The 25,349-nt window shown below is 59.8% G+C and carries 25 protein-coding genes; 5 read left to right on the forward strand and 20 right to left on the reverse strand.

Annotation, left to right across the window (positions count from 1 at the left end):
- Positions 1 to 66 precede the first annotated feature (66 nt).
- The 15 genes from lpdA to sdhC form a co-directional block, all read right to left on the reverse strand.
- A complete protein-coding gene (gene lpdA / locus FS804_RS17540) occupies positions 67 to 1,473 on the reverse strand; it encodes a dihydrolipoyl dehydrogenase (RefSeq protein ID WP_144578164.1) in 1,407 nt (468 codons plus the stop codon).
- 66 nt (positions 1,474 to 1,539) lie between these two features.
- Positions 1,540 to 2,181, reverse strand: coding sequence for a LysE family translocator (locus FS804_RS17545; RefSeq protein ID WP_144578166.1), 642 nt, complete (start codon positions 2,179 to 2,181; stop codon positions 1,540 to 1,542).
- 11 nt (positions 2,182 to 2,192) lie between these two features.
- Positions 2,193 to 2,606: an MAPEG family protein gene (locus FS804_RS17550; protein ID WP_144578168.1), complete on the reverse strand. Its 414-nt coding sequence runs from the start codon at positions 2,604 to 2,606 to the stop codon at positions 2,193 to 2,195.
- Between the two features lie 70 nt (positions 2,607 to 2,676).
- Positions 2,677 to 3,909, reverse strand: a complete 1,233-nt coding sequence (odhB, locus tag FS804_RS17555) for a 2-oxoglutarate dehydrogenase complex dihydrolipoyllysine-residue succinyltransferase (RefSeq protein WP_063948331.1) — start codon at positions 3,907 to 3,909, stop codon at positions 2,677 to 2,679.
- A 53-nt stretch (positions 3,910 to 3,962) separates the two neighbouring features.
- Positions 3,963 to 6,959 carry a 2-oxoglutarate dehydrogenase E1 component gene (locus FS804_RS17560; RefSeq protein WP_144578170.1) on the reverse strand — a complete coding sequence of 999 codons (2,997 nt, stop codon included), beginning with the start codon at positions 6,957 to 6,959 and terminating at the stop codon, positions 3,963 to 3,965.
- A gap of 176 nt (positions 6,960 to 7,135) precedes the next feature.
- Entirely contained in the window at positions 7,136 to 8,038 is a 903-nt protein-coding gene (gene sucD, locus FS804_RS17565; RefSeq protein WP_003492390.1) for a succinate--CoA ligase subunit alpha, read from the reverse strand.
- Between the two features lie 17 nt (positions 8,039 to 8,055).
- Positions 8,056 to 9,249: an ADP-forming succinate--CoA ligase subunit beta gene (gene sucC, locus FS804_RS17570; RefSeq protein ID WP_004443803.1), complete on the reverse strand. Its 1,194-nt coding sequence runs from the start codon at positions 9,247 to 9,249 to the stop codon at positions 8,056 to 8,058.
- A gap of 33 nt (positions 9,250 to 9,282) precedes the next feature.
- Positions 9,283 to 10,245 carry a malate dehydrogenase gene (gene mdh, locus FS804_RS17575; RefSeq protein ID WP_003523512.1) on the reverse strand — a complete coding sequence of 321 codons (963 nt, stop codon included), beginning with the start codon at positions 10,243 to 10,245 and terminating at the stop codon, positions 9,283 to 9,285.
- Between the two features lie 178 nt (positions 10,246 to 10,423).
- The gene (gene zapE / locus FS804_RS17580; RefSeq protein WP_144578172.1) at positions 10,424 to 11,587 is read right to left on the reverse strand and encodes a cell division protein ZapE; all 1,164 of its coding nucleotides are present in this window, start codon (positions 11,585 to 11,587) and stop codon (positions 10,424 to 10,426) included.
- Positions 11,588 to 11,679: 92 nt separating this feature from the next.
- Positions 11,680 to 12,222 (reverse strand): protease inhibitor Inh/omp19 family protein, encoded by a 543-nt coding sequence (locus FS804_RS17585; RefSeq protein ID WP_063948324.1) that lies wholly within the window; start codon positions 12,220 to 12,222, stop codon positions 11,680 to 11,682.
- Between the two features lie 204 nt (positions 12,223 to 12,426).
- Entirely contained in the window at positions 12,427 to 13,206 is a 780-nt protein-coding gene (locus FS804_RS17590) for a succinate dehydrogenase iron-sulfur subunit (protein ID WP_144578174.1), read from the reverse strand.
- Positions 13,199 to 13,558 (reverse strand): virulence factor, encoded by a 360-nt coding sequence (locus FS804_RS17595; RefSeq protein WP_246665904.1) that lies wholly within the window; start codon positions 13,556 to 13,558, stop codon positions 13,199 to 13,201. The genes FS804_RS17590 and FS804_RS17595 overlap by 8 nt, the downstream gene beginning before the upstream one ends.
- Before the next feature lie 38 nt (positions 13,559 to 13,596).
- Positions 13,597 to 15,438 carry a succinate dehydrogenase flavoprotein subunit gene (sdhA, locus tag FS804_RS17600; RefSeq protein ID WP_144578176.1) on the reverse strand — a complete coding sequence of 614 codons (1,842 nt, stop codon included), beginning with the start codon at positions 15,436 to 15,438 and terminating at the stop codon, positions 13,597 to 13,599.
- A gap of 7 nt (positions 15,439 to 15,445) precedes the next feature.
- Positions 15,446 to 15,826, reverse strand: a complete 381-nt coding sequence (gene sdhD / locus FS804_RS17605; protein ID WP_113382040.1) for a succinate dehydrogenase, hydrophobic membrane anchor protein — start codon at positions 15,824 to 15,826, stop codon at positions 15,446 to 15,448.
- Between the two features lie 12 nt (positions 15,827 to 15,838).
- The gene (gene sdhC / locus FS804_RS17610) at positions 15,839 to 16,231 is read right to left on the reverse strand and encodes a succinate dehydrogenase, cytochrome b556 subunit (protein WP_063948317.1); all 393 of its coding nucleotides are present in this window, start codon (positions 16,229 to 16,231) and stop codon (positions 15,839 to 15,841) included.
- Between the two features lie 300 nt (positions 16,232 to 16,531).
- Here sdhC and FS804_RS17615 point away from each other — a divergent pair, with 300 nt between their 5' ends.
- Positions 16,532 to 16,900: a hypothetical protein gene (locus FS804_RS17615; protein ID WP_186376876.1), complete on the forward strand. Its 369-nt coding sequence runs from the start codon at positions 16,532 to 16,534 to the stop codon at positions 16,898 to 16,900.
- On the opposite strand, the gene FS804_RS17620 is transcribed toward FS804_RS17615, so the two are convergent.
- From FS804_RS17620 to tsaD, 5 genes are all read right to left on the reverse strand, one after another.
- The gene (locus FS804_RS17620) at positions 16,901 to 17,545 is read right to left on the reverse strand and encodes a methyltransferase (RefSeq protein ID WP_144578179.1); all 645 of its coding nucleotides are present in this window, start codon (positions 17,543 to 17,545) and stop codon (positions 16,901 to 16,903) included. It lies immediately after the preceding gene.
- A gap of 7 nt (positions 17,546 to 17,552) precedes the next feature.
- Positions 17,553 to 17,996 carry an EVE domain-containing protein gene (locus FS804_RS17625; RefSeq protein WP_063951401.1) on the reverse strand — a complete coding sequence of 148 codons (444 nt, stop codon included), beginning with the start codon at positions 17,994 to 17,996 and terminating at the stop codon, positions 17,553 to 17,555.
- A gap of 6 nt (positions 17,997 to 18,002) precedes the next feature.
- Positions 18,003 to 18,296 carry a YciI-like protein gene (locus FS804_RS17630; RefSeq protein ID WP_006310800.1) on the reverse strand — a complete coding sequence of 98 codons (294 nt, stop codon included), beginning with the start codon at positions 18,294 to 18,296 and terminating at the stop codon, positions 18,003 to 18,005.
- An 87-nt stretch (positions 18,297 to 18,383) separates the two neighbouring features.
- Complete coding sequence (locus tag FS804_RS17635; RefSeq protein WP_144578449.1) at positions 18,384 to 19,367, reverse strand: NAD(P)H-dependent glycerol-3-phosphate dehydrogenase; 984 nt, start codon at positions 19,365 to 19,367, stop codon at positions 18,384 to 18,386.
- On the reverse strand, positions 19,367 to 20,464 hold the full coding sequence (gene tsaD / locus FS804_RS17640; RefSeq protein ID WP_144578182.1) for a tRNA (adenosine(37)-N6)-threonylcarbamoyltransferase complex transferase subunit TsaD: 1,098 nt from the start codon (positions 20,462 to 20,464) through the stop codon (positions 19,367 to 19,369). Before tsaD ends, FS804_RS17635 begins: the two co-directional genes overlap by 1 nt.
- A 73-nt stretch (positions 20,465 to 20,537) precedes the next feature.
- Here tsaD and hemC point away from each other — a divergent pair, with 73 nt between their 5' ends.
- The 4 genes from hemC to FS804_RS17660 all read left to right on the forward strand — a co-directional run bounded on the left by hemC (position 20,538) and on the right by FS804_RS17660 (position 25,348).
- Positions 20,538 to 21,467, forward strand: coding sequence for a hydroxymethylbilane synthase (gene hemC / locus FS804_RS17645; protein ID WP_144578184.1), 930 nt, complete (start codon positions 20,538 to 20,540; stop codon positions 21,465 to 21,467).
- Positions 21,468 to 21,470: 3 nt separating this feature from the next.
- Positions 21,471 to 22,211, forward strand: coding sequence for a uroporphyrinogen-III synthase (locus tag FS804_RS17650; protein WP_144578186.1), 741 nt, complete (start codon positions 21,471 to 21,473; stop codon positions 22,209 to 22,211).
- Between the two features lie 73 nt (positions 22,212 to 22,284).
- A complete protein-coding gene (locus tag FS804_RS17655; RefSeq protein WP_144578188.1) occupies positions 22,285 to 23,727 on the forward strand; it encodes a COG4223 family protein in 1,443 nt (480 codons plus the stop codon).
- 4 nt (positions 23,728 to 23,731) lie between these two features.
- The gene (locus FS804_RS17660; RefSeq protein ID WP_144578190.1) at positions 23,732 to 25,348 is read left to right on the forward strand and encodes a heme biosynthesis protein HemY; all 1,617 of its coding nucleotides are present in this window, start codon (positions 23,732 to 23,734) and stop codon (positions 25,346 to 25,348) included.
- The last annotated feature ends 1 nt before the right edge of the window (position 25,349 follow it).

Raw genomic sequence — 25,349 nt, forward strand, 5'->3', positions numbered from 1 at the left:
GCGTGGCAAGCCGGGGTTTAACAGATGACTGAAATTTAATATTTGAGCGTCAGGCTCAAACGTCGATCACATGTGGATCGGCTTGAAGAAGGTTGCGAGCGCCGCTTCCTTCACGGCTTCCGACATGGTGGGATGTGCATGGCAGGTGCGGCCGAGGTCTTCCGAAGAACCGCCGAATTCCATTAGCACCGCGATTTCGTGGATCATTTCACCCGCGCCGAAGCCGATGATGTGACCACCCAGAACCCGGTCCGTTTCCTTGTCGGCTAGGATCTTCACGAAACCGTCCGTCACCTGCATGGCGCGGGCGCGGCCATTGGCTGTGAAGGGAAACTTGCCGACCTTGTAAGCGACGCCCGCGGCCTTCAACTCTTCTTCCGTCTTGCCGACGGAAGCGACTTCCGGCTGGGTGTAAACGACACCGGGAATGACGTCGTAATTGACGTGGCCGTGCTGACCCGCAAGGATTTCAGCGAGCGCCACGCCCTCGTCTTCCGCCTTGTGCGCCAGCATCGGGCCCTTCACCACGTCACCGATGGCGTAGATGCCGTCGACATTGGTCTTGAAGTGGCCGTCGATTTCGACACGCCCGCGGCTGTCGAGCGTCACACCGGCCTCAGCGAGCCGGAGTCCCTCCGTGAAGGGCTTGCGACCGGTGGAGATCAGAACGACATCCGCTTCCAGGGTTTCGGCAGCGCCGCCCTTGACCGGTTCGAACACAACCTTCGCACCGGCGGCGGTCTTTTCAACCGCCGTTACCTTCGCGCCGAGCTTGAAATCGAGACCCTGCTTGGCAAGCAGACGCTGCGCCTGCTTGGACACTTCGGCATCCATGCCGCCGAGAATGGTGTCGAGATATTCGACGACGGTCACCTTGGCGCCGAGACGCGACCAGACCGAACCAAGCTCGAGGCCGATAACGCCACCGCCAACGACGATGAGCTTTTCCGGAACCTTGGAAAGAGCGATTGCGCCGGTAGACGACACGATGACGCTCTCATCGATATTAACCTGAACGCCTGGAATGCCGGCAACGTCAGAACCTGTGGCAATGACGATGTTCTTTGCTTCGATTTCCTGTGTCTCGCCCTTGTCGTTTGTGACGGAAACCTTGCCGGCGGAAACGACCTTGCCGGTGCCCTGGAAGGCATCGATCTTGTTCTTCTTGAACAGGAAGGACACGCCGTCGACATTGGCCTTCACCACGCTGTCCTTGTGGCCCATCATCTTTTCAAGGTTCAGTTTCGGGGCGGCAACTTCGATACCGAGCGAATCCACACCATGGGCGACATGCGCGAAGGTTTCGGACGCGTGCAGCAGTGCCTTGGAGGGAATGCAGCCGACATTGAGGCAGGTGCCGCCATAGGTCGCGCGCTTTTCGATGACAGCGACCTTCAGGCCGAGCTGTGCCGCCTTGACCGCGCAAACATAACCGCCGGGGCCGGTGCCGATTACAACTACATCATATGCCATGTTCTGGTTCCTGCTTTATAGGGGCAAGATATCGGATCATTGCCCAGCTTCCATTTGACCTGAAACTCAGGCCGCTTTTTCCGTTGCGAGTTTTATGCCGAGAGCGATGAAGACCACGCCACTGGTGCGGTCGATCCATTGGCTGGCGCGTTGAAATGCGGCGCGCATGCGCGGCGTCGTCATGAACAGGCTGACGCCGACGAACCACAGGATAAGGCAGCTTGCCATGACGAGCCCGTATCCGAACTTGATGCCAACGGGCGTATGCGCGTGAACCACCGTCGAAAAGATCGACAGAAAGAAAAACACCGGTTTTGGGTTGAGCGCATTGGCGGCGAAACCGAGCGTGAAGGCCTTGAGCCCGGTCTGGCTGCTTTTCGCCTGAACAGCCTCACCCTCGACGCCCGGCAACTCGGTCTTGCCGGCACGCAGCGCCTTGATGCCGATATAGATCAGATAGGCGACACCCAGCCATTTGACGATGTTAAAGAGATAGACCGACTGGTAAATGATGAGGCCAAGTCCGAGGATCGTATAGGTAACGTGGAACATCAGCGACGTTCCGACGCCAAAGCTGGTGATGATGGCCTGCCTGCGTCCATGAACCATTGCCTGGCGCATGACCATCGCAAGGTCGGCGCCCGGCGATACGATTGCGAAAGCGAAGATCGCCATCAGGGATGCAAGTTCGATAAGATATTGGTGCATCACATCAAGCCTCAGAACATCAACACGACAAACATCAGCGCAAGTCCGAGCATTGAACCCAACCAGACGAAAGACCGGATATAGGGCACACCTGCCAGATAGAGCGGAATATAGATGATGCGGCAGATCAACCACAACCACGCGCCGATAAGCGCAATTCCGGCCGGGTCACCCGCCATGATAACGCCGAAAGCCAGTGCCAGAAAAGCCGGATAGGTCTCCCGGAAATTGGCCGATGCGCGCGAAGCGCGACCGGACAGCTTGCCCTGTGGCTTCTGCTCGCCGTCTCTCGGACCGGCATTCCATTCGCGCCCCAACTCTCTGGTCGCCATCATCCCTTGCAACAGGACATGCGCCACGAGAAGAAGAACGCTTAGACCGATGAGCGGCAGAAAGGGGGAAGCGGCGAGAAATGTCGGCTGCACGTCTGCTCTCCAAGGTAGTGTTCCAGCGGAGTTTCACTTGAAACCCCGCTGAAACGAAAAGCAAGACCGATTAAAGATCGAGAACCAGACGTTCCGGGTCTTCGAGGCTTTCCTTGACGCGGACGAGGAAGGTCACGGCTTCCTTGCCGTCAACGATACGGTGATCGTAGGAGAGCGCCAGATACATCATCGGACGGATGACAACCTGACCGCCAATGGCGACCGGACGCTCCTGGATCTTGTGCATGCCGAGGATGCCGGACTGCGGGGCATTGAGGATCGGCGAGGACATCAGCGAACCGTAAACGCCACCGTTAGTGATGGTGAAGGTGCCGCCCTGCATGTCGGCCATGCCGAGCGAACCGTCGCGTGCTGCCTTGGCAAGACGGCCGAGTTCCTTTTCGACGCCAGCGATGGAAAGCTGGTCGGCATCGCGAATGACCGGAACGACAAGACCCTTGTCGGTGCCGACAGCCATGCCGACGTGACAATAGTTCTTGTAGATGATGTCAGTGCCGTCGATTTCAGCGTTGACGGCAGGCAGTTCCTTCAGCGCGTGCGTCACGGCCTTGGTGAAGAAGCCCATGAACCCGAGCTTGACGCCATGCTTCTTCTCGAACACGTCCTTGTAACGGTTGCGCAGGTCCATGACCGCGCTCATGTCCACTTCATTGTAAGTGGTGAGCATGGCGGCGGTGTTCTGAGCATCCTTGAGGCGCTTGGCGATCGTCTGGCGCAGGCGCGTCATCTTCACGCGCTCTTCGCGAACCTGATCCTGCTCAGCGGAAACGGGACGGGGAGCCGCAGCAACCGGAGCCGGAGCAGCGGCAGGGGCCGAAACGCCCTTCGCGACGGCAGCAAGCACATCGCCCTTGAGAACCTGACCACGCTTGCCCGAACCGTCAACCTGATCGGCAGACAGGTTGTTTTCAGCGAGCAGCTTGCCAGCGGCAGGTGCCGGCGGCATGGCGCTGGCGGCAGAAGCAGCGGGAGCCGGCGCGGCGGCTGCGGCAGGAGCTGGCTTTGCCGGTTCGGCAGCCGGTGCAGAGGTTGCAGCGCCCGCAGCGCCTTCGGCGATCTGGCCGAGAAGCGCGTCGAGACCGACAGTTTCGCCGTTCTGCGCCACGATTTCGGTGAGAACGCCGGACGCGGGCGCTGGGACCTCGACGGTAACCTTGTCGGTTTCCAGTTCAACGAGAGGTTCGTCGGCCTTGACGGTGTCGCCGACCTTCTTGAACCAGGTGCCGACGGTCGCTTCGCTGACGGATTCGCCGAGGGTTGGTACGCGGATTTCAGTGGCCATGATCTAGTTCCGTTATTCGGGTGTCTTTTATACGGGGCGATGCGGGAGAGTTCTCACTCTCCCAGCGCGTCTTCCAGGAACGCAGCAAGCTGCGCCAGATGCTTGGACATCAGGCCGGTCGCCGGAGAGGCGGCAGCCGGACGGCCCGTGTAACGGACCTTCTGGTACTTGGCGTCGATATGGGCCAGGACCCATTCCAGGTAAGGATCGATGAACGACCACGCACCCATGTTCTTCGGCTCTTCCTGGCACCAGACCATCTCCGCATTGCGGAAACGCGACAGCTCGTTGATGAGCGCCTTGGCCGGGAACGGATAGAGCTGTTCGACGCGCAGCAGATAGATATCGTCAATACCGCGCTTTTCACGCTCTTCGAGCAGATCGTAATAAACCTTGCCCGTGCACATGACGACGCGGCGAATCTTCGAATCCTTCTGCAGCTTGATCGGGCCGTCCTTGATGACCTCGGCATCGTCCCACAGGAGACGGTGGAAGGAGGACTCGCCTGCAAGCTCGGCCAGCGAAGACGTGGCGCGCTTGTGGCGCAGCAGCGACTTCGGCGTCATCAGGATCAGCGGCTTGCGGAAGTCGCGCTTCACCTGGCGGCGCAGGATGTGGAAGTAGTTTGCCGGCGTCGTGCAGTTGGCAACCTGCATGTTGTCTTCGGCGCACATCTGCAGCCAGCGCTCCAGACGGGCGGACGAATGTTCCGGACCCTGACCTTCATAGCCATGCGGCAGAAGGCAGACCAGACCGGACATGCGCAGCCACTTGCGTTCACCCGACGAGATGAACTGGTCGAACACGACCTGAGCACCGTTGGCGAAGTCGCCGAACTGGGCTTCCCAGAGCGTCAGCGCATTCGGACGGGCCAGCGAGTAACCGTATTCGAAACCGAGGACCGCCTCTTCCGAAAGCATCGAGTTGATGACTTCGTAACGGGCCTGCGTCGGCGCAAGGTTTGCCAGCGGGATGTAGCGTTCCTCGGATTCCTGATCGTAGAGAACCGAGTGCCGCTGCGAGAAGGTGCCGCGTTCGCAATCCTGACCGGAAAGGCGGATCTTGTGGCCCTCCACGACGAGCGAACCGAAGGCCAGTGCTTCCGCCATCGCCCAGTCGATGCCTTCGCCGGTCTCGACCATCTGCGAGCGGTTTTCCATGAAGCGCTGGATCGTGCGGTGGGCGTTGAAGCCTTCCGGAATGGTCGACAGCTTCTTGCCGATTTCCTTCAGCTGCTTCATCGGCACGCCGGTCTTGCCGCGACGCTGCTCATCGGCATTGTCGGCGGCGCGCAGGCCGGACCACTGACCGTCCAGCCAGTCGGCCTTGTTGGGCTTGTAGGACTGGCCCGCCTCGAATTCCTGCTCGAGATGAGCGCGCCAGTCGGCCTTCATCTTCTCGAATTCGCCCTCGTTGATCAAGCCTTCGGCGATCAGACGGTCGGCATAGATGCGCGCGACGGTCTTGTGGCCGCGGATGACCTTGTACATCTTCGGCTGCGTGAACGCCGGCTCGTCGCCTTCATTGTGGCCGAAGCGGCGGTAGCAGAACATGTCCACGACCACAGGCTTGTGGAACTTCATGCGGTATTCGGTTGCAACCTTGGCCGCATAGGTCACAGCTTCCGGATCGTCACCGTTGACGTGGAAGATCGGCGCTTCGATCATCTTGGCAACGTCGGATGGATAGGGCGACGAACGGGAGAAGGCCGGGTTCGTCGTGAAGCCGATCTGGTTGTTGATGATGAAGTGCATGGTTCCGGCAACGCGGTGACCGCGCAGACCGGAAAGACCGAGAATTTCAGCAACCACGCCCTGACCGGCAAAAGCGGCATCGCCATGCAGAAGCAGCGGCAGGACCTTGGCGCGTTCAGACAGCGGAATGATGTCCCCGTCCCACTGCTTGGCCAGCTGGTCCTGCTTGGCGCGGGCCTTGCCCATGACCACAGGGTTGACGATTTCAAGGTGCGACGGGTTGGCCGTCAGCGACAGGTGAACCTTGTTGCCGTCGAATTCGCGGTCGGAGGAGGCGCCGAGGTGATACTTCACGTCGCCCGAGCCTTCGACGTCGTCAGGCTTGAACGAGCCGCCCTTGAACTCGTGGAACACGGCGCGGTGCGGCTTGCCCATGACGTTCGTCAGAACGTTCAGGCGGCCCCGGTGAGCCATGCCGAGAACGACTTCCTCGAGCCCTTCCTGGCCGCCGCGCTTGATAATCTGCTCGAGCGCCGGGATGAGCGATTCACCGCCATCGAGACCGAAACGCTTGGTGCCCTTGAAGCGGACGTCGAGGAACTGTTCGTAACCTTCGGCTTCGACCAGCTTCGACAAGATTGCCTTCTTGCCTTCGGCTGTGAAGGCAACGCCCTTATCCGGACCTTCGATGCGTTCCTGAATCCAGGCCTTTTCTTCCGGGCTGGACATATGCATGAATTCGACGCCGATGGTGGAGCAGTAGGTGCGCTCCAGAATATCGATCATCTCGCGCACGGTCGCATATTCGAGGCCGAGCACGTTATCGATAAAGATCTTGCGGTCGTAATCGCTTTCCTCGAAGCCGTAGGACTTCGGCGAGAGCTCGTTGTAATCCTCGACGGCAACGGCAATGCCGAGCGGGTCGAGCTTGGCATGCAGGTGGCCGCGCATGCGGTAGGCGCGGATCATCATGATGGCGCGAACGCTGTCACGGGTCGCCTGCAGCACTTCGGCTTCGCTGACGGGCTTGCCGGTGTCGGCGCTCTTGGCCTCAGCCTTTGCCTGAACCTTCTTTTCGATGGCCTTTTCGACCGTGGCCCAATTGCCGTCCAGTGCGGAAACCAGGTCACCATTCGCCGGGATCGGCCAGTTGGCGCGCTTCCAGGAGGCGCCCTTGGCCGCCTTCTTCACATCTTCCGGATTATCGGACAGCGCTTTGAAGAAGCTCTGCCACTCCGGCGACACGGAAGAGGGATCCTCTTCGTACCGGGCATAGAGCTGCTCGATATAGGCTGCATTCGCGCCGTCCAGAAACGACGTGATCTGAAACTGCTCGTTCGCTTCTTGCCTTGCCATTGTGTTCTTGCGGACTTATCCGTCCGCCTCCTCGATGCCGTTAGGGCCGTTCGACCGGCCTGCCGCTTTGATAATTGCTGTCTGCCGCCGGGGCGGTATGCCGTCTGTCTGTCGTTCTTGCGGCATCGGGCAGCGCGAGCTTGAAGCCGCGCCGCCCGTCACCGTTTCATGTGGTCTCAGCCCTTGAGGACTTCAACCAGCGTCTTGCCGAGGCGCGCCGGGGAAGGCGATACCTTGATGCCCGCTGCTTCCATGGCAGCGATCTTGGATTCCGCATCGCCCTTGCCGCCGGAAACGACAGCGCCGGCGTGGCCCATGGTGCGGCCCTTCGGAGCCGTACGGCCCGCGATGAAGCCAGCCATCGGCTTCTTGCGGCCCTTCTTGGCTTCGTCGATCAGGAACTGTGCCGCGTCTTCTTCCGCCGAACCGCCGATTTCGCCGATCATGATGATCGACTGCGTGGCGTCGTCAGCGAGGAACATTTCCAGGACGTCGATGAACTCGGTGCCCTTGACCGGGTCGCCGCCGATGCCGACAGCCGTCGTCTGGCCGAGGCCCTCGTTGGAGGTCTGGAACACGGCTTCATAGGTCAGCGTGCCGGAGCGCGATACGATACCGACCGAACCCTTGCGGAAGATGGAGCCCGGCATGATGCCGATCTTGCATTCTTCCGGCGTCAGGATGCCGGGGCAGTTCGGGCCGAGAAGACGAGACTTGGAGCGGTCGAGGCGAGCCTTGACGCGCACCATGTCCATGACCGGAATGCCTTCGGTGATGCAGGTGATGAACGGAATCTCCGCATCGATGGCTTCGATGATCGCGTCTGCTGCACCTGCCGGCGGAACATAGATCACGGATGCATCCGCACCGGTCTTTTCCTTGGCTTCGGCAACCGTTGCGAAAATCGGCAGGCTTTCGCCCTTGGAACCGGTCCAGGTTTCGCCACCCTTCTTCGGATGAATACCGCCGACCATCTGCGTGCCGTAATAGGCAAGCGCCTGTTCGGTGTGGAAGGTACCGGTCTTGCCGGTCAGACCCTGAACGAGGATCTTGGTGTCTTTATTAACGAGAATAGACATTATTTCCGGTCCCTCAATTAGCCGTTGATCGCCGCGACGATCTTCTTGGCTGCGTCGTCCAGATCGTCAGCAGCCGTAATCGCAAGGCCAGATTCGTTCAGGAGCTTCTTGCCGAGCTCGACGTTGGTGCCTTCGAGGCGAACAACGAGCGGAACCTGCAAACCGACTTCCTTCACCGCGGCGATGACGCCTTCGGCGATGACGTCGCACTTCATGATGCCGCCGAAGATGTTGACGAGGATGCCCTCGACCTTCGGGTCAGCCGTGATGATCTTGAAGGCTGCCGCAACCTTCTCCTTGCCGGCGCCGCCGCCGACGTCGCAGAAGTTAGCCGGCTCCTTGCCGTAAAGCTTGATGATGTCCATCGTCGCCATGGCAAGGCCAGCGCCGTTGACCATGCAGCCAATGTTGCCGTCGAGCGCCACGTAAGCGAGGTCCCACTTGGAGGCTTCGATTTCCTTGGCGTCTTCTTCGGTCTCGTCGCGCAGCGCCTTGACGTCGTCATGGCGGAACATGGCGTTGCCGTCGAAGGAAACCTTGGCGTCGAGAACGCGCAGATGGCCGTTTTCCATGACGATCAGCGGGTTGATCTCGAGGAGAGCCATGTCCTTTTCGCTGAAGGCCTTGTAGAGGATCGGGAAGAGCGACTTGGCATCTTCGGCTGCAACGCCGTCAAGCTCAAGCGCCTTGGAGATCGCAGCAACGTCGGCATCGGAAACACCCTTTTCAGGGTTGATGGCGATGGTGTGGATCTTCTCGGGCGTGTCGTGGGCGACAGCTTCGATATCCATGCCGCCTTCGGTGGAAACCACGAAAGCCACCTGGCCGACCGAACGGTCTACCAACAGCGAGCAATAGAGTTCGCGGGCAATGTCGGCGCCGTCTTCGATGTAGAGGCGGTTAACCTGCTTGCCGGCATCGCCCGTCTGCGCCGTTACCAGCGTGTTGCCGAGCATGTCCTTGGCGTGGGAAACGACCTCTTCAATCGACTTCGCCAGACGAACGCCGCCCTTGGCATCCGGGCCGAGTTCCTTGAACTTGCCTTTGCCGCGACCACCAGCATGGATCTGGCTCTTGACGACGTAGAGCGGGCCGGGAAGCTGCTTTGCAGCAGCTTCGGCTTCTTCGACCTTGAGAATGGCAACGCCTTCTGCAACCGGCGCGCCGTAGCCCTTCAGAAGAGCCTTGGCCTGATATTCGTGAATATTCATGGAATAATCCCTGTTTGGAGCCGCTTGAGGCTATTACTTCAGCGACGGAGCGATGTTGACGCAGGCTTCGCAAAGCCCGGCGACGGCACCGACGGATTTCTGGAAGGCGGCTTCTTCTTCCTTGTTGAGTTCGATCTCGATGATGCGCTCGATACCGCCTGCACCAATGATGGTGGGAACGCCGACATACATGTCGTCCACGCCATACTGGCCCGACAGGTGGGCAGCGGCTGGCAGGACGCGCTTCTTGTCCTTGAGATAGGATTCAGCCATTTCGATTGCCGAGGCAGCTGGCGCATAATAGGCCGAGCCGGTCTTCAAGAGGCCGACGATTTCGGCGCCGCCGTCACGGGTGCGCTGGATGATCTGCTCGAGACGCTCGGCCGTCAGCCAGCCCATCTTGACCAGGTCGGTCAGCGGAACGCCGGCAACGGTGGAGTAACGGGCGAGCGGCACCATGGTGTCGCCGTGACCGCCGAGAACGAAGGCAGTGACGTCTTCCACCGAAACATTGAATTCTTCAGCAAGGAAGAGGCGGAAGCGCGCGCTGTCGAGAACGCCGGCCATGCCGACGACCTTGTTCTTCGGCAGGCCGGAGAACTTCTGCAGCGCCCAGACCATGGCGTCGAGCGGGTTGGTGATGCAGATGACGAAAGCGTTCGGCGCATATTTCTTGATGCCGGCGCCGACCTGCTCCATGACCTTGAGGTTGATGCCGAGAAGATCGTCGCGGCTCATGCCGGGCTTGCGGGCAACGCCCGCGGTCACGATGCAGACGTCAGCGCCTTCGATGGCAGCATAATCGGAAGCGCCGGTGAGCTTTGCATTGAAGCCTTCAACCGGGCCCGACTGGGCAATATCCAGGCCCTTGCCCTGTGGGATGCCGTCAGCAATATCGAAGAGGACGATATCGCCCAGTTCCTTCAGGCTGGCCAGATGCGCCAGCGTGCCGCCGATCATACCAGAACCAATAAGTGCAATCTTTTTGCGAGCCATCGAATGCTTCCTCTTGAGCTTCAATTCAATTTCACCGCGCCAAACCGGCAGCCAAATTGTCGCACTCCGATTAGACCCATTGACCAAAATAGGCAACAGATTCTTTTCTGCTTAGTATTTTCAATCGTTTAGATCATTATTTTCTTACGTAAACGTAAGACAATGCGTCACGAAAGTGTCAAACTTTCTGCCGTTTTTCTTGATGTAGTGCTAGATAATCGGCGCTACGCATCTCAAAAAGCCGCGACGCTGTGCGATCGAACTCAAAACCCTCGGTACCCTTGCGCTTTCCAAGGAGATCTTCCGGCATGGCAGCGGCAGAGGCGAAAAGCCTGACGCTATGATCATAGAGCGCATCGATGAGGATGATAAAGCGCTTGGTTTCGTTGCGCTTGTCGGCATTCAGCAACGGAATGTGATCTATGAAGATCGTATCGAACCTGTTGGCGATGGCAAGGAAGTCGGAAGCTCCCAGCGGCTTTTCACAGAGATCGGAAAAGGAAAAACGCGCGACCCGGCCGCTGGCGCGCGGCACGAGAATGGAGCGGCCCTTCATTGGGATTTCAGTTGGAGCGACGAGATGGCCGCCAGTCATATGCCGCCAAGCCATGTCCATGGCCTGATCCGCTGCGCCATCGAGCGGAGTCACGTAGACCGGCAGGCTTTCCAGCTTCTCCATCCGATAATCGGTTGGGCTGTCCAGCGTCACCACGTCAACATATTTCTTCAGCAGATCAACAAAGGGCAGGAACAGGCCGCGATTGAGGCCGTCCTTGTAGAGATTGTCAGGCACGACGTTTGAGGTTGTTACCAATGTACAGCCATGAGCGAACAATTCGGTGAACAGCCGCGCAAGGATCATTGCGTCGGCGATATCAGTGACGGAAAATTCGTCGAAGCACAGGAGTTCCGCCTCCGCCAGAAGCTGGGCAGCAACCGGCGGAATGGGATCGGCCTGCTTGGTTTCACCATTTTTCAGCTTCTGCCGGTGTGCATACACGCGATTATGCACGTCGGCCATGAATTCATGAAAATGGCAACGCCGCTTGGAAGAGACGGGCGCCATCTCGTAGAACATGTCCATCAGCATGGTCTTGCCGCGGCCGACGCTGCCATAGACATACAATCCCTTGACCGTCGTTGCCGGGCCGGACTTGCGTGCGAACATCCAGCCAAGGGCGCTCTTTTTCTTGGCGGGCTTGCGGGCCTTCAGATCGGCGAGAATTCTGTCGAGATGGGCCGCAACGCCAAGCTGTGCGGTATCAGCCTGCAGGGTGCCAGCTGCCGTCAATGCGTTGAGCTGTTCAACGACACTATGATTATAATCAGGCAATGGCTTCATGGAAAAGCACCTCGATCGCGGGCGCAACGAGGCACCCGCGACGAATGGAATGGCTTAGAGCAAAATGAACATTCCGGCCACACCGGACATGCTCATCGGCTGAGGCTGAGTGGCTGGCCGCTATTGGTCGTGCCGTCAAAGCGCGCATCGGCGCTCTTGTAGACGCGGCCGATCGTGTCACCAGAGCGGTTCTTGAAGACGACCATCTTGCCGGACACTTCCCAGGACCCCATCGCCGTCAGCTCGCCGGAGCAACCACGCGTGCCGCCACGCGAACCACCACCGAGGTTGGTGAGCGTCAGGAACATGTCGCAATTGGCGCCGCCATTGGAGACGCGCCAGTTGCCGACCATGGATTCCTTCGTGACGTCGAGGGCAGTTGCCGGAGGTGCGGCGGACGCGACATTGGTGCCGCCAGGGGCTGCCGAGGCAGGCGCCGACGGGAACTGGCCACCATTCGCGCCGCCGGGTGGCGGCAGGGCGCCAGACTGAACGGAGGGCACCGGCTGCGCCTGCAATGGTGGCGTATAGCCTGGATTGTTGCTCGCGTTGTTGTTGTAATCGTAGGAGGTACGTTGGCAACCGGCAAGGCCCATCACAACGGCAAGGCCCGTCACCACATATCTGAATTGCATATCAAGCTCCCGATTCTCTCGCTTCAGGAAAGACGATGATCAAACAAGAAGGCTGAATTATTACCAAAGCCTTATCTTGCGCAAGCGATGGCCGGGATAATTACCATTTCGGTCAATTTTTACCGAATTTTCCCACGCCGGGTTGAAAAAAGGGCCGCGGTCGAGACCGCGGCCCGCTAGATTTCTGGCCTCGGGCATCCGCCTTTAGACGCGGCGTTCGACCATCATCTTCTTGATTTCCGCGATCGCCTTGGCCGGGTTCAAGCCCTTCGGGCAAGCCTGCGCGCAGTTCATGATGGTGTGGCAGCGATAAAGACGGAACGGATCCTCGAGATTGTCGAGACGCTCGCCCGTCGCCTCATCGCGACTGTCGATCAGCCATCGATAGGCCTGCAGCAGAACGGCGGGACCGAGGTAACGGTCGCCATTCCACCAGTAGCTGGGACAGGAGGTGGAGCAGCAGGCGCAGAGAATGCACTCATAAAGACCGTCAAGCTTCAGGCGGTCCTCATGGCTCTGCTTCCATTCCTTGGCCGGCGTCGGCGAAACCGTCTTCAGCCAGGGCTCGATCGAGCGGTGCTGGGCGTAGAAGTTCGACAGGTCAGGAACAAGATCCTTCACGACAGGCATATGCGGCAGCGGATAAACCTTCACCGTCCCGTTGATCTCTTCCATGCCCTTGGTGCAGGCGAGCGTATTGGTACCGTCGATATTCATCGCGCAGGAACCACAAATGCCTTCGCGGCAGGAACGGCGCAGCGTCAGCGTCGGGTCGATATTGTTCTTGATGTAGAGAAGCGCATCGAGAACCATCGGCCCGCAATCATCGACATCGATGTAAAAGGTGTCGATACGCGGGTTCTGGCCGTCATCCGGGTTCCAGCGATAGATGCGGTATTCGCGCACATTCTTGGCGCCATCAGGCTTCGGCCAGACCTTGCCTTCGTTGATCTGGGAATTCTTGGGGAGAGCGAGTTCAACCATTTTTCGCCATGCCTTTCGCCATGAGCGCCAGTTCAATAGCAGGCGTCAGGTCGTTATTGTCTTCAATGCGCAGCATCCGAATATCCGTGACGGAAGGTGCGAACCAATCATACTCAAGTGTGAGACGCTGGACCGCGGTCTGGCATCTCACGCTATCGATCGTCTCATCGCCGAAATACACACTGCCTTGCTGACGGTCGAAACCCTGAGCGCGCAGAAATTTCGCAATATCATTATAAGCGTTTTGCCACGACGAGTTGTGATAGCTCTTTTTAAGAGTATCCGTATCGAGGTCGAACGAGATCGCATACATGGGGCCAAACCGCCTTCTATTATGTCCAATCATGTTCATGGCGATATCCTTTCACCGCCAAATTAACACAGTTTCGATTAGTAGACGCGCGCCTTCGGCTCGATCTTTTTCGGATCGATGCCGTCGGCGATGAGGTCGGTGTGAACCGGACGATAATCGAGCTTCACGTCGCCTTCCGGGTTAACCCACGCAAGCGTATGCTTACGCCAGTTCACATCGTCACGACCGCCGAACGGACCGTCGACGAAATCCTCGCGGGCGTGCGAACCACGGCTCTCCTTGCGCGCTTCCGCGCCGTAGACCGTGGTGATGGCATTGGCCATGAGGTTATGCAGCTCGAGCGTTTCGACCAGATCGGAATTCCAGACCATCGAGCGGTCGGTGACCTTGACGTCGGGCAGTTCCTTCCAGATCGCGGACAGACGGCGGCATCCGCTTTCGAGCGATTCCTGGGTGCGGAACACGGCCGCGTCGTCCTGCATGGCGCGCTGCATCTTGTCGCGCAGCACCGCCGTCGGCGTCGAGCCGTTGGCGTAACGCAGGCTGTCGAAGCGCTCCATGATCCTGTCGCAGGCAGCCGTATCGAGAGCGGGAATCGCCTCGTCACGATTGATGACCTGGGCGGCACGAATGGCGGCGGCACGACCGAAGACCACGAGGTCGATCAGCGAGTTGGAGCCGAGGCGGTTTGCGCCGTGAACCGAGGCGCAACCGGCTTCGCCTACCGCCATCAGGCCGGGCGCGATACGCTCCGGGTTGTCAGCATTGGCGTTCAGCACTTCACCCCAGTAGTTCGTGGGAATGCCGCCCATATTGTAGTGAACAGTCGGCAGAACCGGGATTGGCTCGCGCGTAACATCCACGCCTGCAAAAATCTTCGCGCTTTCGGAAATGCCCGGAAGACGCTCATGCAGGATCGCCGGATCGAGGTGATCGAGATGCAGGAAGATGTGATCCTTGTTCTTGCCGACGCCGCGGCCTTCACGGATTTCCATCGTCATGCAGCGGGAGACAACGTCACGCGAGGCAAGGTCCTTCGCGGAAGGCGCATAACGCTCCATGAAGCGCTCGCCTTCGGAGTTGACGAGATAACCGCCTTCGCCGCGCGCGCCTTCGGTAATGAGGCAGCCTGCGCCATAAATTCCGGTCGGATGGAACTGCACAAATTCCATGTCCTGAAGCGGCAGTCCCGCACGGGCGATCATGCCGCCACCGTCGCCGGTGCAGGTGTGGGCAGACGTCGCCGAGAAATAGGCGCGGCCGTAACCACCAGTTGCCAGCACCACCATCTTGGCGGCGAAGCGGTGAATGGTGCCGTCATCGAGGTTCCAGGCAACGACGCCGGTGCAGCGGCCATCCGGCGCCATGATGAGGTCGAGCGCGAAATATTCGATGAAGAATTCCGCGTTGTTGCGCAGCGACTGGCCATAAAGCGTATGCAGAATGGCGTGACCGGTACGGTCGGCGGCGGCACAGGTGCGCTGCACCGGCGGGCCTTCACCGTAATTCTGCATGTGGCCACCGAACGGGCGCTGGTAGATCTTACCTTCTTCGTTACGCGAGAAGGGCACGCCGTAATGCTCCAGCTCATAGACCGCCTTCGGCGCTTCCATGGCGAGATATTGCATCGCGTCAACGTCACCGAGCCAGTCGGAGCCCTTCACGGTGTCGTAAAGGTGCCACTGCCAACAGTCGGGCGTCATATTGGTGAGCGATGCGGCAATACCGCCCTGTGCCGCGACCGTATGGGAGCGCGTCGGGAAAACCTTGGTGATGCAGGCGGTCTTGAAACCCTGCTCGGCCATGCCGAGCGTGGCGCGCAGACCGGCACCACCGGCGCCCACCACGATCACGTCATAGGAGTGATCGACATAGGTATAGGCCTTGCCATTCTGGGAAGGTGAACTGATCGAAGCCATGGCGAACTTATCCTACGAATGCGATTTTCAGGATGGCGAAGATCGACAGGCCACCGATGAGGATCGCGAAAAATGTATTCAGCATCAGAAGAACGAGTTTCGAAACTTCGGCGTGAATATAGTCTTCGATGATCACCTGCATGCCGAGCTTCATGTGGATGAGGCCGGAAACCAGCACCAGAGCCATGATCACCGCGACCAGCGGATTGGAGAGTGCCGCGACAACTTCCGGATAGGGCGCGCCGGCATATTTGATCAGGAAGACAACAAAAAAGGTCAACAGCGGAATGTTCGAAACAGCCGTCAGGCGCTGGCGCCAGAAATGGTCGGTGCCTTCCTTGGCGGAGCCGAGACCGCGAACCTTACCGAGAGGTGTACGCATATCCATAAAAGTATCTCCTCAGCGCACGATCAGGACGATGATCCAGATCAGCGCGGTCAGACAGATCGACGCCACGAAGGAGGCCTTCGCCAGCTTGGTGGTGAAGTGCTTCTCGAAGCCGTGCCCGAGGTCCCACATCAGGTGGCGCAGGCCGCCGATCATGTGGTGGACCAGCGCCCATGTATAACCGATCAGGATGATCTTGCCGATGATCGTGCCCATCGCCCAGCTCACCCAGTCGTAATAGGCGGGACCGGACGCAAGCGCGATCAGCCACCAGGCAACAAGGAGCGTGCCGAAATACAGCGCACCGCCGGTGACACGGTGGATGATGGAGGCCACCATCGTCGGAATCGGCTTGTAAATTTGAAGATGCGGCGACAGAGGCCGGTTATTTGTCACATTCGCCATCAGAACCTCGCGGCGTTTTCCCGTGCGCCCGAAGGGCGCCCCCAAGCAACAGCACATGACGAAGGAATGTGCATTGCACCAACCGCGACGTTTAATCACATGGGCGCGTCACCACAAGCATATTTCATGGCCGTTTCCAATTTAATCGATTGGTGCGTTCACTTTTTTAGGAAATTTTTTGCGTCAAAATAAAAAATCCAACATTTCCAAGATTTACACCCCGAAAATATTTACCTTTACGTAATTCCGAAAAGGTGTAATTTACCATTTCTTAACGCGTAAATCCGGAGCATGACGCTCATGTTACAGCATCGAATCGCAGCCCTGATCATGATGGTCGCAGGCGGGATTTCAGTCTCCCTGCAACCCGCCGCGGCAGGCGATTTTCATAGCCGGAACTATACCACATATCGTCAGTCGCAGGTAAGTTTTTCGACCGATGGCCTCCCCTCCACGCTCCCCGGCGGCACCTACGTCGGAGGCATTTCCGCCCTGAGGGTCAGAGGCAATGGCAATTATTTCGCGGTCGGCAGCGGGATATCCGGGCAGATCGCCACAGACGGCTACCGCTCTTTGTTGGCACCCAAAGCAAAGATTATGACCATCGGCGCTGAAGCCGCGCGGGATGCCTGCGTCTACGAACACGGCGTCTGCGTCATCAGGCCCTGATCAAATGAAACGCCACACCGTCGTCTTCTTCACTTCACTGTCCTCAAGGGCGCGGCTGACGGCCACCTGGTAGGTGGCAAGCGCCTCAAGCCGCTGTTTCGGCAGGTAGGCCCTGCCCGGGTCGCCGACGATAACGCTGACGCCCGCTTCAGTGAGCTCGACGAACCAGGGCACAAGAAGATCGGCGAAGGTCCGGTCATAGAAGACATCTCCCGCCAGCAGAACATCGGCCTCGATGCGTCGACCGATCAGATCGGCACCCGTAAAGCCGATATCAACGCCGTTCAGCCCTGCATTCATCCGAACAGCCGTTTCCGTCCACGGATCTATATCGGCGGCAAGCACCGTCGCCGCACCGGCCTTCGCAGCCGCAATGGCAACCAGCCCGGAGCCGCTGGCAAAATCCACTACACGCCTGCCGCTCACGCATTCAGGATGATCGAGCACATACCGGGCAAGCCCCTGCCCGCCTGCCCAGGCAAAGGCCCAGAAGGGCGGCGGCAGACCGATCTCTTCCAGTTCCTCCTCCGTCTTCAGCCAGAGGTCGTGCGCTTCGGTGGCGAGATGAAGGGAGAGTTCCGGCACATGCGGGGGATGCATGATGCCGGTATTGTCGAGGATGAAGCGTTCGGGATCGGTCCTCACCGAGGCGTCAATCCGGGGATTTCGGAGGGTTGTTCAGCCCGCCCATGCGGCAGACCTCAAGATATTCCTCTTCCGTAACCGGCTGGACGGAAAGCCGCATTGAGGTGACCAGGGACATCTGCGCCAGTTTCGGATTGGCTTTGACATCCTTGAGGGACACCGGCTGCGGCATGTCGCAGACGGCGCGAATATCCACGCAGTCCCACTTCGGGTCGCCTTCGGCCGTTGAGTCCGGGTGCGACAGCGCGCAGACTTCGACGATGCCGACGACATCCAGCCCTTCATTGGAATGATAAAAGAAGCCTTTGTCGCCAATCTTCATGGCGCGCATGTTGTTGCGGGCCTGATAATTGCGCACACCGGTCCATTCTTCGCCGGCCTCGCCCTTGGCCTTCTGCATTTCCCAGGACCATTTGAACGGCTCGGACTTATAAAGCCAATAATTCGCCATGCCAGATCACGCTCCCGGGTTATTGAAGACCCAATTGTAAGGCTTTACATCAACGCTCTCGAACAGGCCGGCCTTGGCATAGGGATCGGCATCGGCGAGCGCCTTCGCCGCCTCGATATCGGCCGCCTCCACGATGACGAGGCTGCCATTCGGCTTTCCTTCGGCATCCAGAAACGGTCCGGCAATCTTCAGGGTGCCTTCCGCATTGAGTTTGTTCAGATGCTCCAGATGCGCCGGGCGGGTCTCCATGCGCACGTTCAGATGGCCGGGCTTGTCCTTGCAGATAAAGGCAAACAGCATTTTCGTCTCCTTGCTAGAGCATGTTTCCCAAAGCGATTGGCGTTTCGGGAGCGTAACATGCGTGAATCCTATGCGACCGCCCCACGCTCACTCGGTGGTGATGGGCCGCGTCATCAATTGTTGCATGGCGCTCGCCACATCGAGATTGCCGTCGATAATGGCAGCCACGGCTTCGGTGACGGGCATCTCGACACCGTACTGATGTGCAAGCCGGGCAGCGACGGCTGCCGCATAAGCGCCCTCGACCAGCCCGCCGGACATATCCTTGCCCTTGCCCTCGCCCAGGGCGATCCCGAAGCGAAGATTACGGGACTGATGGCTCGTCGCGGTCAGAACCAGATCGCCCAAACCCGAGAGCCCGCGCACCGTATCCGCCTTGCCGCCCATCGCAACGACCAGCCGCGACATTTCCGCGAGCCCACGCGAAATCAGCGCCGCGCGGGCAGAATCGCCAAGGCCCGCCCCTTCGACAATGCCAGCGGCAATGGCAAGCACGTTCTTCAGCGCCCCGCCAAGCTGCACGCCGATACGGTCGGTCGAGGCATAAAGCCGGAAGGTCCGGCCGGAAATCGATGTTGCCAGCCGTTCCGCGATCGCGGCGTCGTCAGCTGCAATGGCCATGGCCGTCGGCAGGCCGCGGGCAATATCAGCAGCAAAGCCCGGCCCCGAAAGCACGCCAATAGGATGATGCGGCAATTCCGCTTCGAGCAATGCCGTCAACAGGCGACCAGAACTGCGGTCGATGCCCTTGGCGCAGGTGACAATAAGCGACTGATCAGCCAGATAGGGGCCGTAATGACGGGCCGCATCCGCGTGAGATTGGGAAGGCATGGCGAAAAGCACGATGCCGGCATCGGCGAGGACATCCGGCTCGGCGGAAAATTGAAGCGTGTCCGGCAGCTCGACGCCTGGCAGCGCCGCATCGTGCACGCGGTCGCTCGTCAGGTCAGCCATCAGTGACGGGTCTCGGCCAAGCAGGGTCACATCGTGCCGGTTCTCCAGAGCGATGACGACGGCGAGAGCGGTTCCGAAGGCCCCGGCACCTATGACGACGATGTTTTCGCGCTGCATCACGCCTTGGCTCCCCTTTTACCGAAACCGATCAATGTCTCCGCGCGGCCATCAAGCGGCCAGCGCGAGCGTGGCGCGATTTCCAGCGGATCAGCGTCTCGACCATCAGCCATTCGCTCAAGCCCAGCCCAGGCGATCATCGCGGCATTGTCCGTGCACAGCCGGTGGGGCGGCGCGATGAAGCGGAAGCCGTTGCTATCGCACAGCGACTGCAAGGTCTGGCGGATTTCGGTATTCGCCGCGACGCCGCCAGCGACAACAAGCGCAGGCATCGTCTCGAGCTGCGGAAACTCCTGTTTGAACCGCAGGAGACCTCGGCCGATCCGGTCTTTCAAAGTGCGTGAGACAGCCTTCTGAAAGGACGCGCATATATCGGCGATATCCTGTTCGGACAACGGTGCGATAGCCGTCGCCGCCTGCCTCACCGCCGTCTTCAAACCGGAGAATGAGAAGTCGAGACGTGTTTCGCCGACCATGGGACGCGGAAGCGGAAAGCGGTTCGGGTCCCCTTTCGCGGCCGCCTTTTCAACCGCAGGCCCGCCCGGATAGGGCAGCCCCAGAAGTTTCGCGGTTTTGTCGAAGGCTTCCCCGAGCGCGTCATCGATGGTGGTGCCCCAGCGCTCATAGTCGCCCACGCCCCGCACCAGCACCAGTTGTGTGTGGCCCCCGGAGACCAGGAGCATCAGGTAAGGGAAAGAAAGACCGTCGGTCAGCCGCGCCGTCAGCGCATGCCCCTCCAGATGATTGATGGCGTAGAGCGGCTTGCCTGCCGCCTTGGCAATCGCCTTGCCCGTCATCAACCCAACCAACAGGCCACCTATCAGACCGGGACCGGAGGTGGCGGCGATGGCATCGACATCGGCGAGTGTGACTCCCGCTTTTTCCAGCGCCTCTTCGACGAGGGCGTCAAGCGCCTCGACATGGGCGCGCGCCGCGATTTCAGGGACGACGCCGCCATAGGCGCGGTGTTCCTCAAGCTGCGACAAAACGACGTCGGAGACGATCTCGCCACGCCCATCAGCGTGCCGAACCACAACGGATGCAGCGGTTTCGTCACAGCTTGTCTCTATGCCGAGAATACGAAGAAAGGGGGTCATCAGATCTGTTCGTTCATTGCGATCATGCGCTGAGTTGGTCTAAGACAACTCCGGTAACAATGGATAGACGCGGATGCAAACAAAACCTTTCCGAATCGGCACGCGCGGCAGCCCGCTGGCGCTTGCACAGGCATATGAGACGCGCAGCCGGCTCATGGCCGCGCACGGCCTGCCGGAAGAGATGTTCGAAATCGTCGTTCTCTCTACGAAGGGTGACCGGATCACCGACCGCGCCCTGTCGGAGATCGGCGGCAAGGGCCTGTTCACCGAGGAGCTGGAAAGCCAGCTTCTGTCGGAAGAACTTGATATCGCGGTCCACTCCTCCAAGGACATGCCCACCGTTCTGCCGGAAGGCCTCCATCTCTCCGCTTTCCTGCCGCGTGAGGACATGCGCGATGCCTTTATCGGCCGCACCGCGCCAAAGCTTCTGGAACTGCCGCATGGAGCCGTCGTCGGCTCAGCATCCCTGCGCCGTCAGGCACTGATCCGCCGCCTACGGCCGGACCTGAACGTCATCATTTTCCGCGGTCTGGTGGACACGCGCCTGCGGAAGCTCGAAGAAGGCCAGGCCGATGCGACCCTGCTTGCCTTCGCCGGCCTGAAACGGCTCGGTAAGGAGCATGTGCCGACAGAAATTCTCGATCCGAAAGAATTCCCACCGGCGCCGGCACAGGGTGCAATCTGCGTCGAAAGCCGGATCGGGGACAAACGCATGGACGCGCTGCTAGCGTCGATAAACGACCTGCCGACATTTGATGCCGTGACCTGTGAGCGCGCCTTCCTCGCAGCGCTGGATGGTTCCTGTCGCACGCCCATTGCCGGCTATGCCACCTGCGATGGCGAAGCCCTGCATTTTTACGGGCTTATTCTCACGCCCGACGGCCAGACGAGCCACGGCGTCGAGATTTCTGGCAATCGCGCCGATGCGGTGAAGCTCGGAAGCCAGGCTGGCGAAAAGGTGCGCGCGAGGGCCGGCAGCAGTTTCTTCGAAGGCTGGAGCTGAACGATGCGGATCGTCGTCACCCGGCCGCAGCGTTCGGGCGAAAGGACGGCCGCAAAACTCGAAGCGCTTGGCCACCGGCCCGTGCTTCTGCCGCTGTTTTATCCAGCCCACCATGGAACCCGCGCCGTCCCGGCCCTTTCGGATTCGCTGGGGGCAATTGCCGTAACCAGCGCAGAAGCAGTACGTGCATTAAATCCTTTCGCGGAACAATTGGCGCCCCACCTGTCGAAACCGCTTTTTGCGGTTGGCGGAGCTACCGCCGAGGCTGCGGAAAAAAGTGGCTTTCGGCAGATATTCACCGCCGCCGGAGATGCCGTATCGCTCGCCGCGCTCGTAAAAGCGCACCATTCACTTTTCTCTAAAGGGCAGCCACTGCTTTATCTCGCTGGCAGGCCCCGTGGCAAAGTCTTCGAAGAAAGCCTGGCTGCAGCGGGCATTCCGTTCAACTCCATAGACTGTTATGAAATGTTGCCCTCAACGATATCTGAAGAGGACCTCGAGACCGCGCTTGTGACGACGCCCGCCGATGTGGTGATGCTCTATTCTTCCGAGGCGGCACGGACCTTCTTTCATCACGTATCGGCGAAAGAATTGACGACCGCGCTCGCCGCGACACGCTTTATCTGCATCAGCCGCAACGTGCTTTCTCTGGTTCCGGCCATCTTCCGCTCGCAATCCTTTGCTGCCGAAGAGCCGAGCCAGGCGGCGATGTTTCAGCTTCTGGGCCGTCAGCCTGGAACCTAATTGGAGCTCACCTCTTTCCTTTGCCGCCGTCACTGACTAGGTTTAGATTACTGCAGGCAGAAATGAGGTTGTCATGGTATCGGGAAAGCCGCCACGCCACTCCAAGTCCAAAGCCGAACCGGTCACCATCGACCTGGACGCCAAAGACGTGAAAGCAATTTCCGCCGATGGGGACGCTGCGAAGGCGGACGAAAAGCCCGAGGAGGGCACGCCCGCTGCGACGACTGGAGCGAGCGCCTCCGAATCCAAGACCGATACAGCCGCAACTGCCACGACGGCACCGCTGTGGGAGACGAAGAAAACCAGCATCGAACCCGAGCCTAACGTGGGCAAACCGGCACCGGCAGCCGCTGCGGAACAGAAGGCGGAAACCGCTTCGGAAAAGCGGAAAGAGCCGCTGTCATCAGCTTCGACCGCGCCGAAAATCGACGCAAAACCTGAGGCGACCAGTGCAGCCGCGGCCGCAACGGCAGCGGCGGCTTCGAAACCAGCTTTTGGTCCGACATCGTCTTCCAGCACAGAGGGCAGCGCCTCTGCAAAGACATCAAGCGCCAACTCGTCGTCAGGACCAACCAAGCCGTCGGCTCCCCCGCAGACGGAACGCCGCCAGGCGGCAACCTCTGGTCTTATCGCCGCCGGTATCGTTGGTGGGCTTGTGGCGCTCGCCGCCGCCGGCAGCATGCAATATGCAGGCATCCTTCCCTCCGCCAACTCTGGACGGGCTGGTAACGATGAAATTGCATCCCTGAAAACGGATATAGCCAACCTTCGCCAGCAAATCGCCAATGCGCCAGCAGCGGACAGCTCGGCGCTTGAACAGCGTCTTGCCGCTCTCGAGGCGGCGAAAGGCGAGGCGCCGCAGGCGGACGGGCTTGCCGAAAAAATTGCCGCGTTGGAATCCACCCTTCAGTCCGAGCGTTCCGCGCAGGCCTCCGCGACTGCAGACCTGACGCGCCGCCTTTCGGATGCGGAAGCCAAGATCAACGAACCGAGAGACGATATTGAAGTGGCACGCGCCATTGCCTCGGCGGGGCTGAAAGCTGCGATCGACCGTGGCGGCCCTTTCCTGACCGAACTCGACACCCTTTCAAAGGTAACGCCTGACGATCCCGCAATCGCTTCCCTGCAATCGTTTGCCGCTACCGGTGTGCCGTCGCGCTCGGAACTGATGCAGAAATTTCCCGATGTCGCCAATGCCATGCTGTCCGCCATCAATCAGCCGGACCCCAATCAGGGCATCATGGAACGGCTGACCGAAAGCGCCTTGTCGCTCGTCAAGGTTCGCCCGGTCGGAAATATCGAGGGAGAGACGCCGGAAGCGATGATCGCACGCATGGAGAACAAGTTGCGCAATGGCGATCTGCAAGGCGCGGCCCTCGAGTGGAACGGGCTGCCCGAGGCCGCCAAGTCGGCCTCGGCCGACTATAAGAAGTCGCTTGATGCGCGTATCGAGGTTGAAAACCTGGTCGGCGGCACGTTGAACCGTGCCATCACCAGCACCGGCAAGCAGGGGTAAGGACATGACAAAAATCCTGACGTTTGTCCTTATCGTCCTGGCGCTTGGTTTCGGTTTCTCCTGGCTTGCCGACAGACCCGGCGTCCTTTCGATCGTCTGGCAGGGGCAGTTGATCGAAATGAGCCTGATGGTTGCCGCCGCCATGATCGCGGCCCTGGTTGCCGTCGTGATGCTTGTCTGGTGGGTTATCAACGCCATCTGGACATCGCCCAACGCCGCCCGTCGCTATTTCCGCGCCCGCAAACGCGACCGCGGTTATCAGGCGCTATCCACCGGATTGATTGCCGCCGGCGCTGGCAACGCCCTTCTCGCCCGCAAGATGACGGCCCGCACGCAGGGGCTGCTCAGCGCCGATCAGGAGCCGCTGATTCACCTGCTGGATGCGCAAGCCGATCTCATCGAAGGCAAATACGACGACGCCCGGCGCAAATTCGAGGCGATGGCCCGTGATCCAGAAACACGTGAGCTTGGGCTTCGTGGCCTTTATATCGAAGCCCGCCGGCAGGGCGCCTATGAGGCGGCCCAGCAATATGCAGAGGATGCCGCGGAAAAAGCACCTTACCTGCCGTGGGCAGCGCAGGCGACACTGGAAAATCGCTGCCGCACCGGTCAGTGGGATGACGCGATCCGTCTGCTTGACCAACAGAAGGCTGCACGCGTTATCGAGCGCGGTGAGGCGGAACGGTTAAAGGCGGTGCTTCTTACAGCAAAAGCCAGTGAAAAGCTTGAAAGCGATCCGGTCGGCGCACGCGAGGACGCAAAGCACGCCCTGAAACTTGCCAAAGGCCTCGTTCCGGCCGCGCTGGTTGCAGCAAAATCCTATCTGCGTGAAGACAATCTGCGCAAAGCAGCAGCTGTTCTCGAGCCTGTCTGGAAGAATGATCCTCATCCGCAGATCGCGGAGCTATATGTCCGCGCGCGCAGCGGCGACACCGCTATCGACCGCCTCAAACGCGCTGAGCGGCTCGAAAGTCTGAAGCCGAATAATATCGAGTCGCTGTTTGCGGTGGCGCAGGCAGCGCTTGACGCAAAAGAATTCGGGCGGGCGCGGGAAAAGGCCGAAGCCGCCGCCCGCATCGAGCCACGTGAAAGCATTTTCCTGTTGATGGCCGATATTGAGGAAGCCGAAACCGGGGACCAGGGACGCGTGCGGTATTGGATGGCGCAGGCACTGCGCGCGCCGCGTGATCCGGCTTGGGTCGCCGATGGCGTCGTATCGGAAAAATGGCTCCCTGTCTCGCCTGTCACGGGGCGTCTCGATGCCTTCGAATGGAAAGCACCTTTCGGCCAGCTCGAAGGGCCGGTTGAAGATATGACGATTGAAAATGCGCTTGCGGCAGCGCCGGCCAAGACCGAACCGGCTGCGAGAACAATCGTCGTTGAAAGCCCGCCAGAAACCAGAGCTGAGCCGAAGCCCGTACCCACGACAACGGTCGAGGTGAAGCCGGCCGCCGCTGCGGTAAAAGAGAAAAAACCTGCGACCATCGACGCACCGCCGCAGAACGGCGGGGCGGCCGCGAAGGCGGAACCCGTGCCGTTTTTCGGTGGGGCGCCGGACGACCCCGGCGTCAAGAAATCAGGTACGGAAGCCGAACCCAAAACCCGGCTTAAACTCTTCTGAG

The sequence above is a fragment of the Agrobacterium sp. DE0009 genome (genome assembly GCF_007680755.1).
GTDB classification, from domain to species: domain Bacteria; phylum Pseudomonadota; class Alphaproteobacteria; order Rhizobiales; family Rhizobiaceae; genus Agrobacterium; species Agrobacterium tumefaciens_B.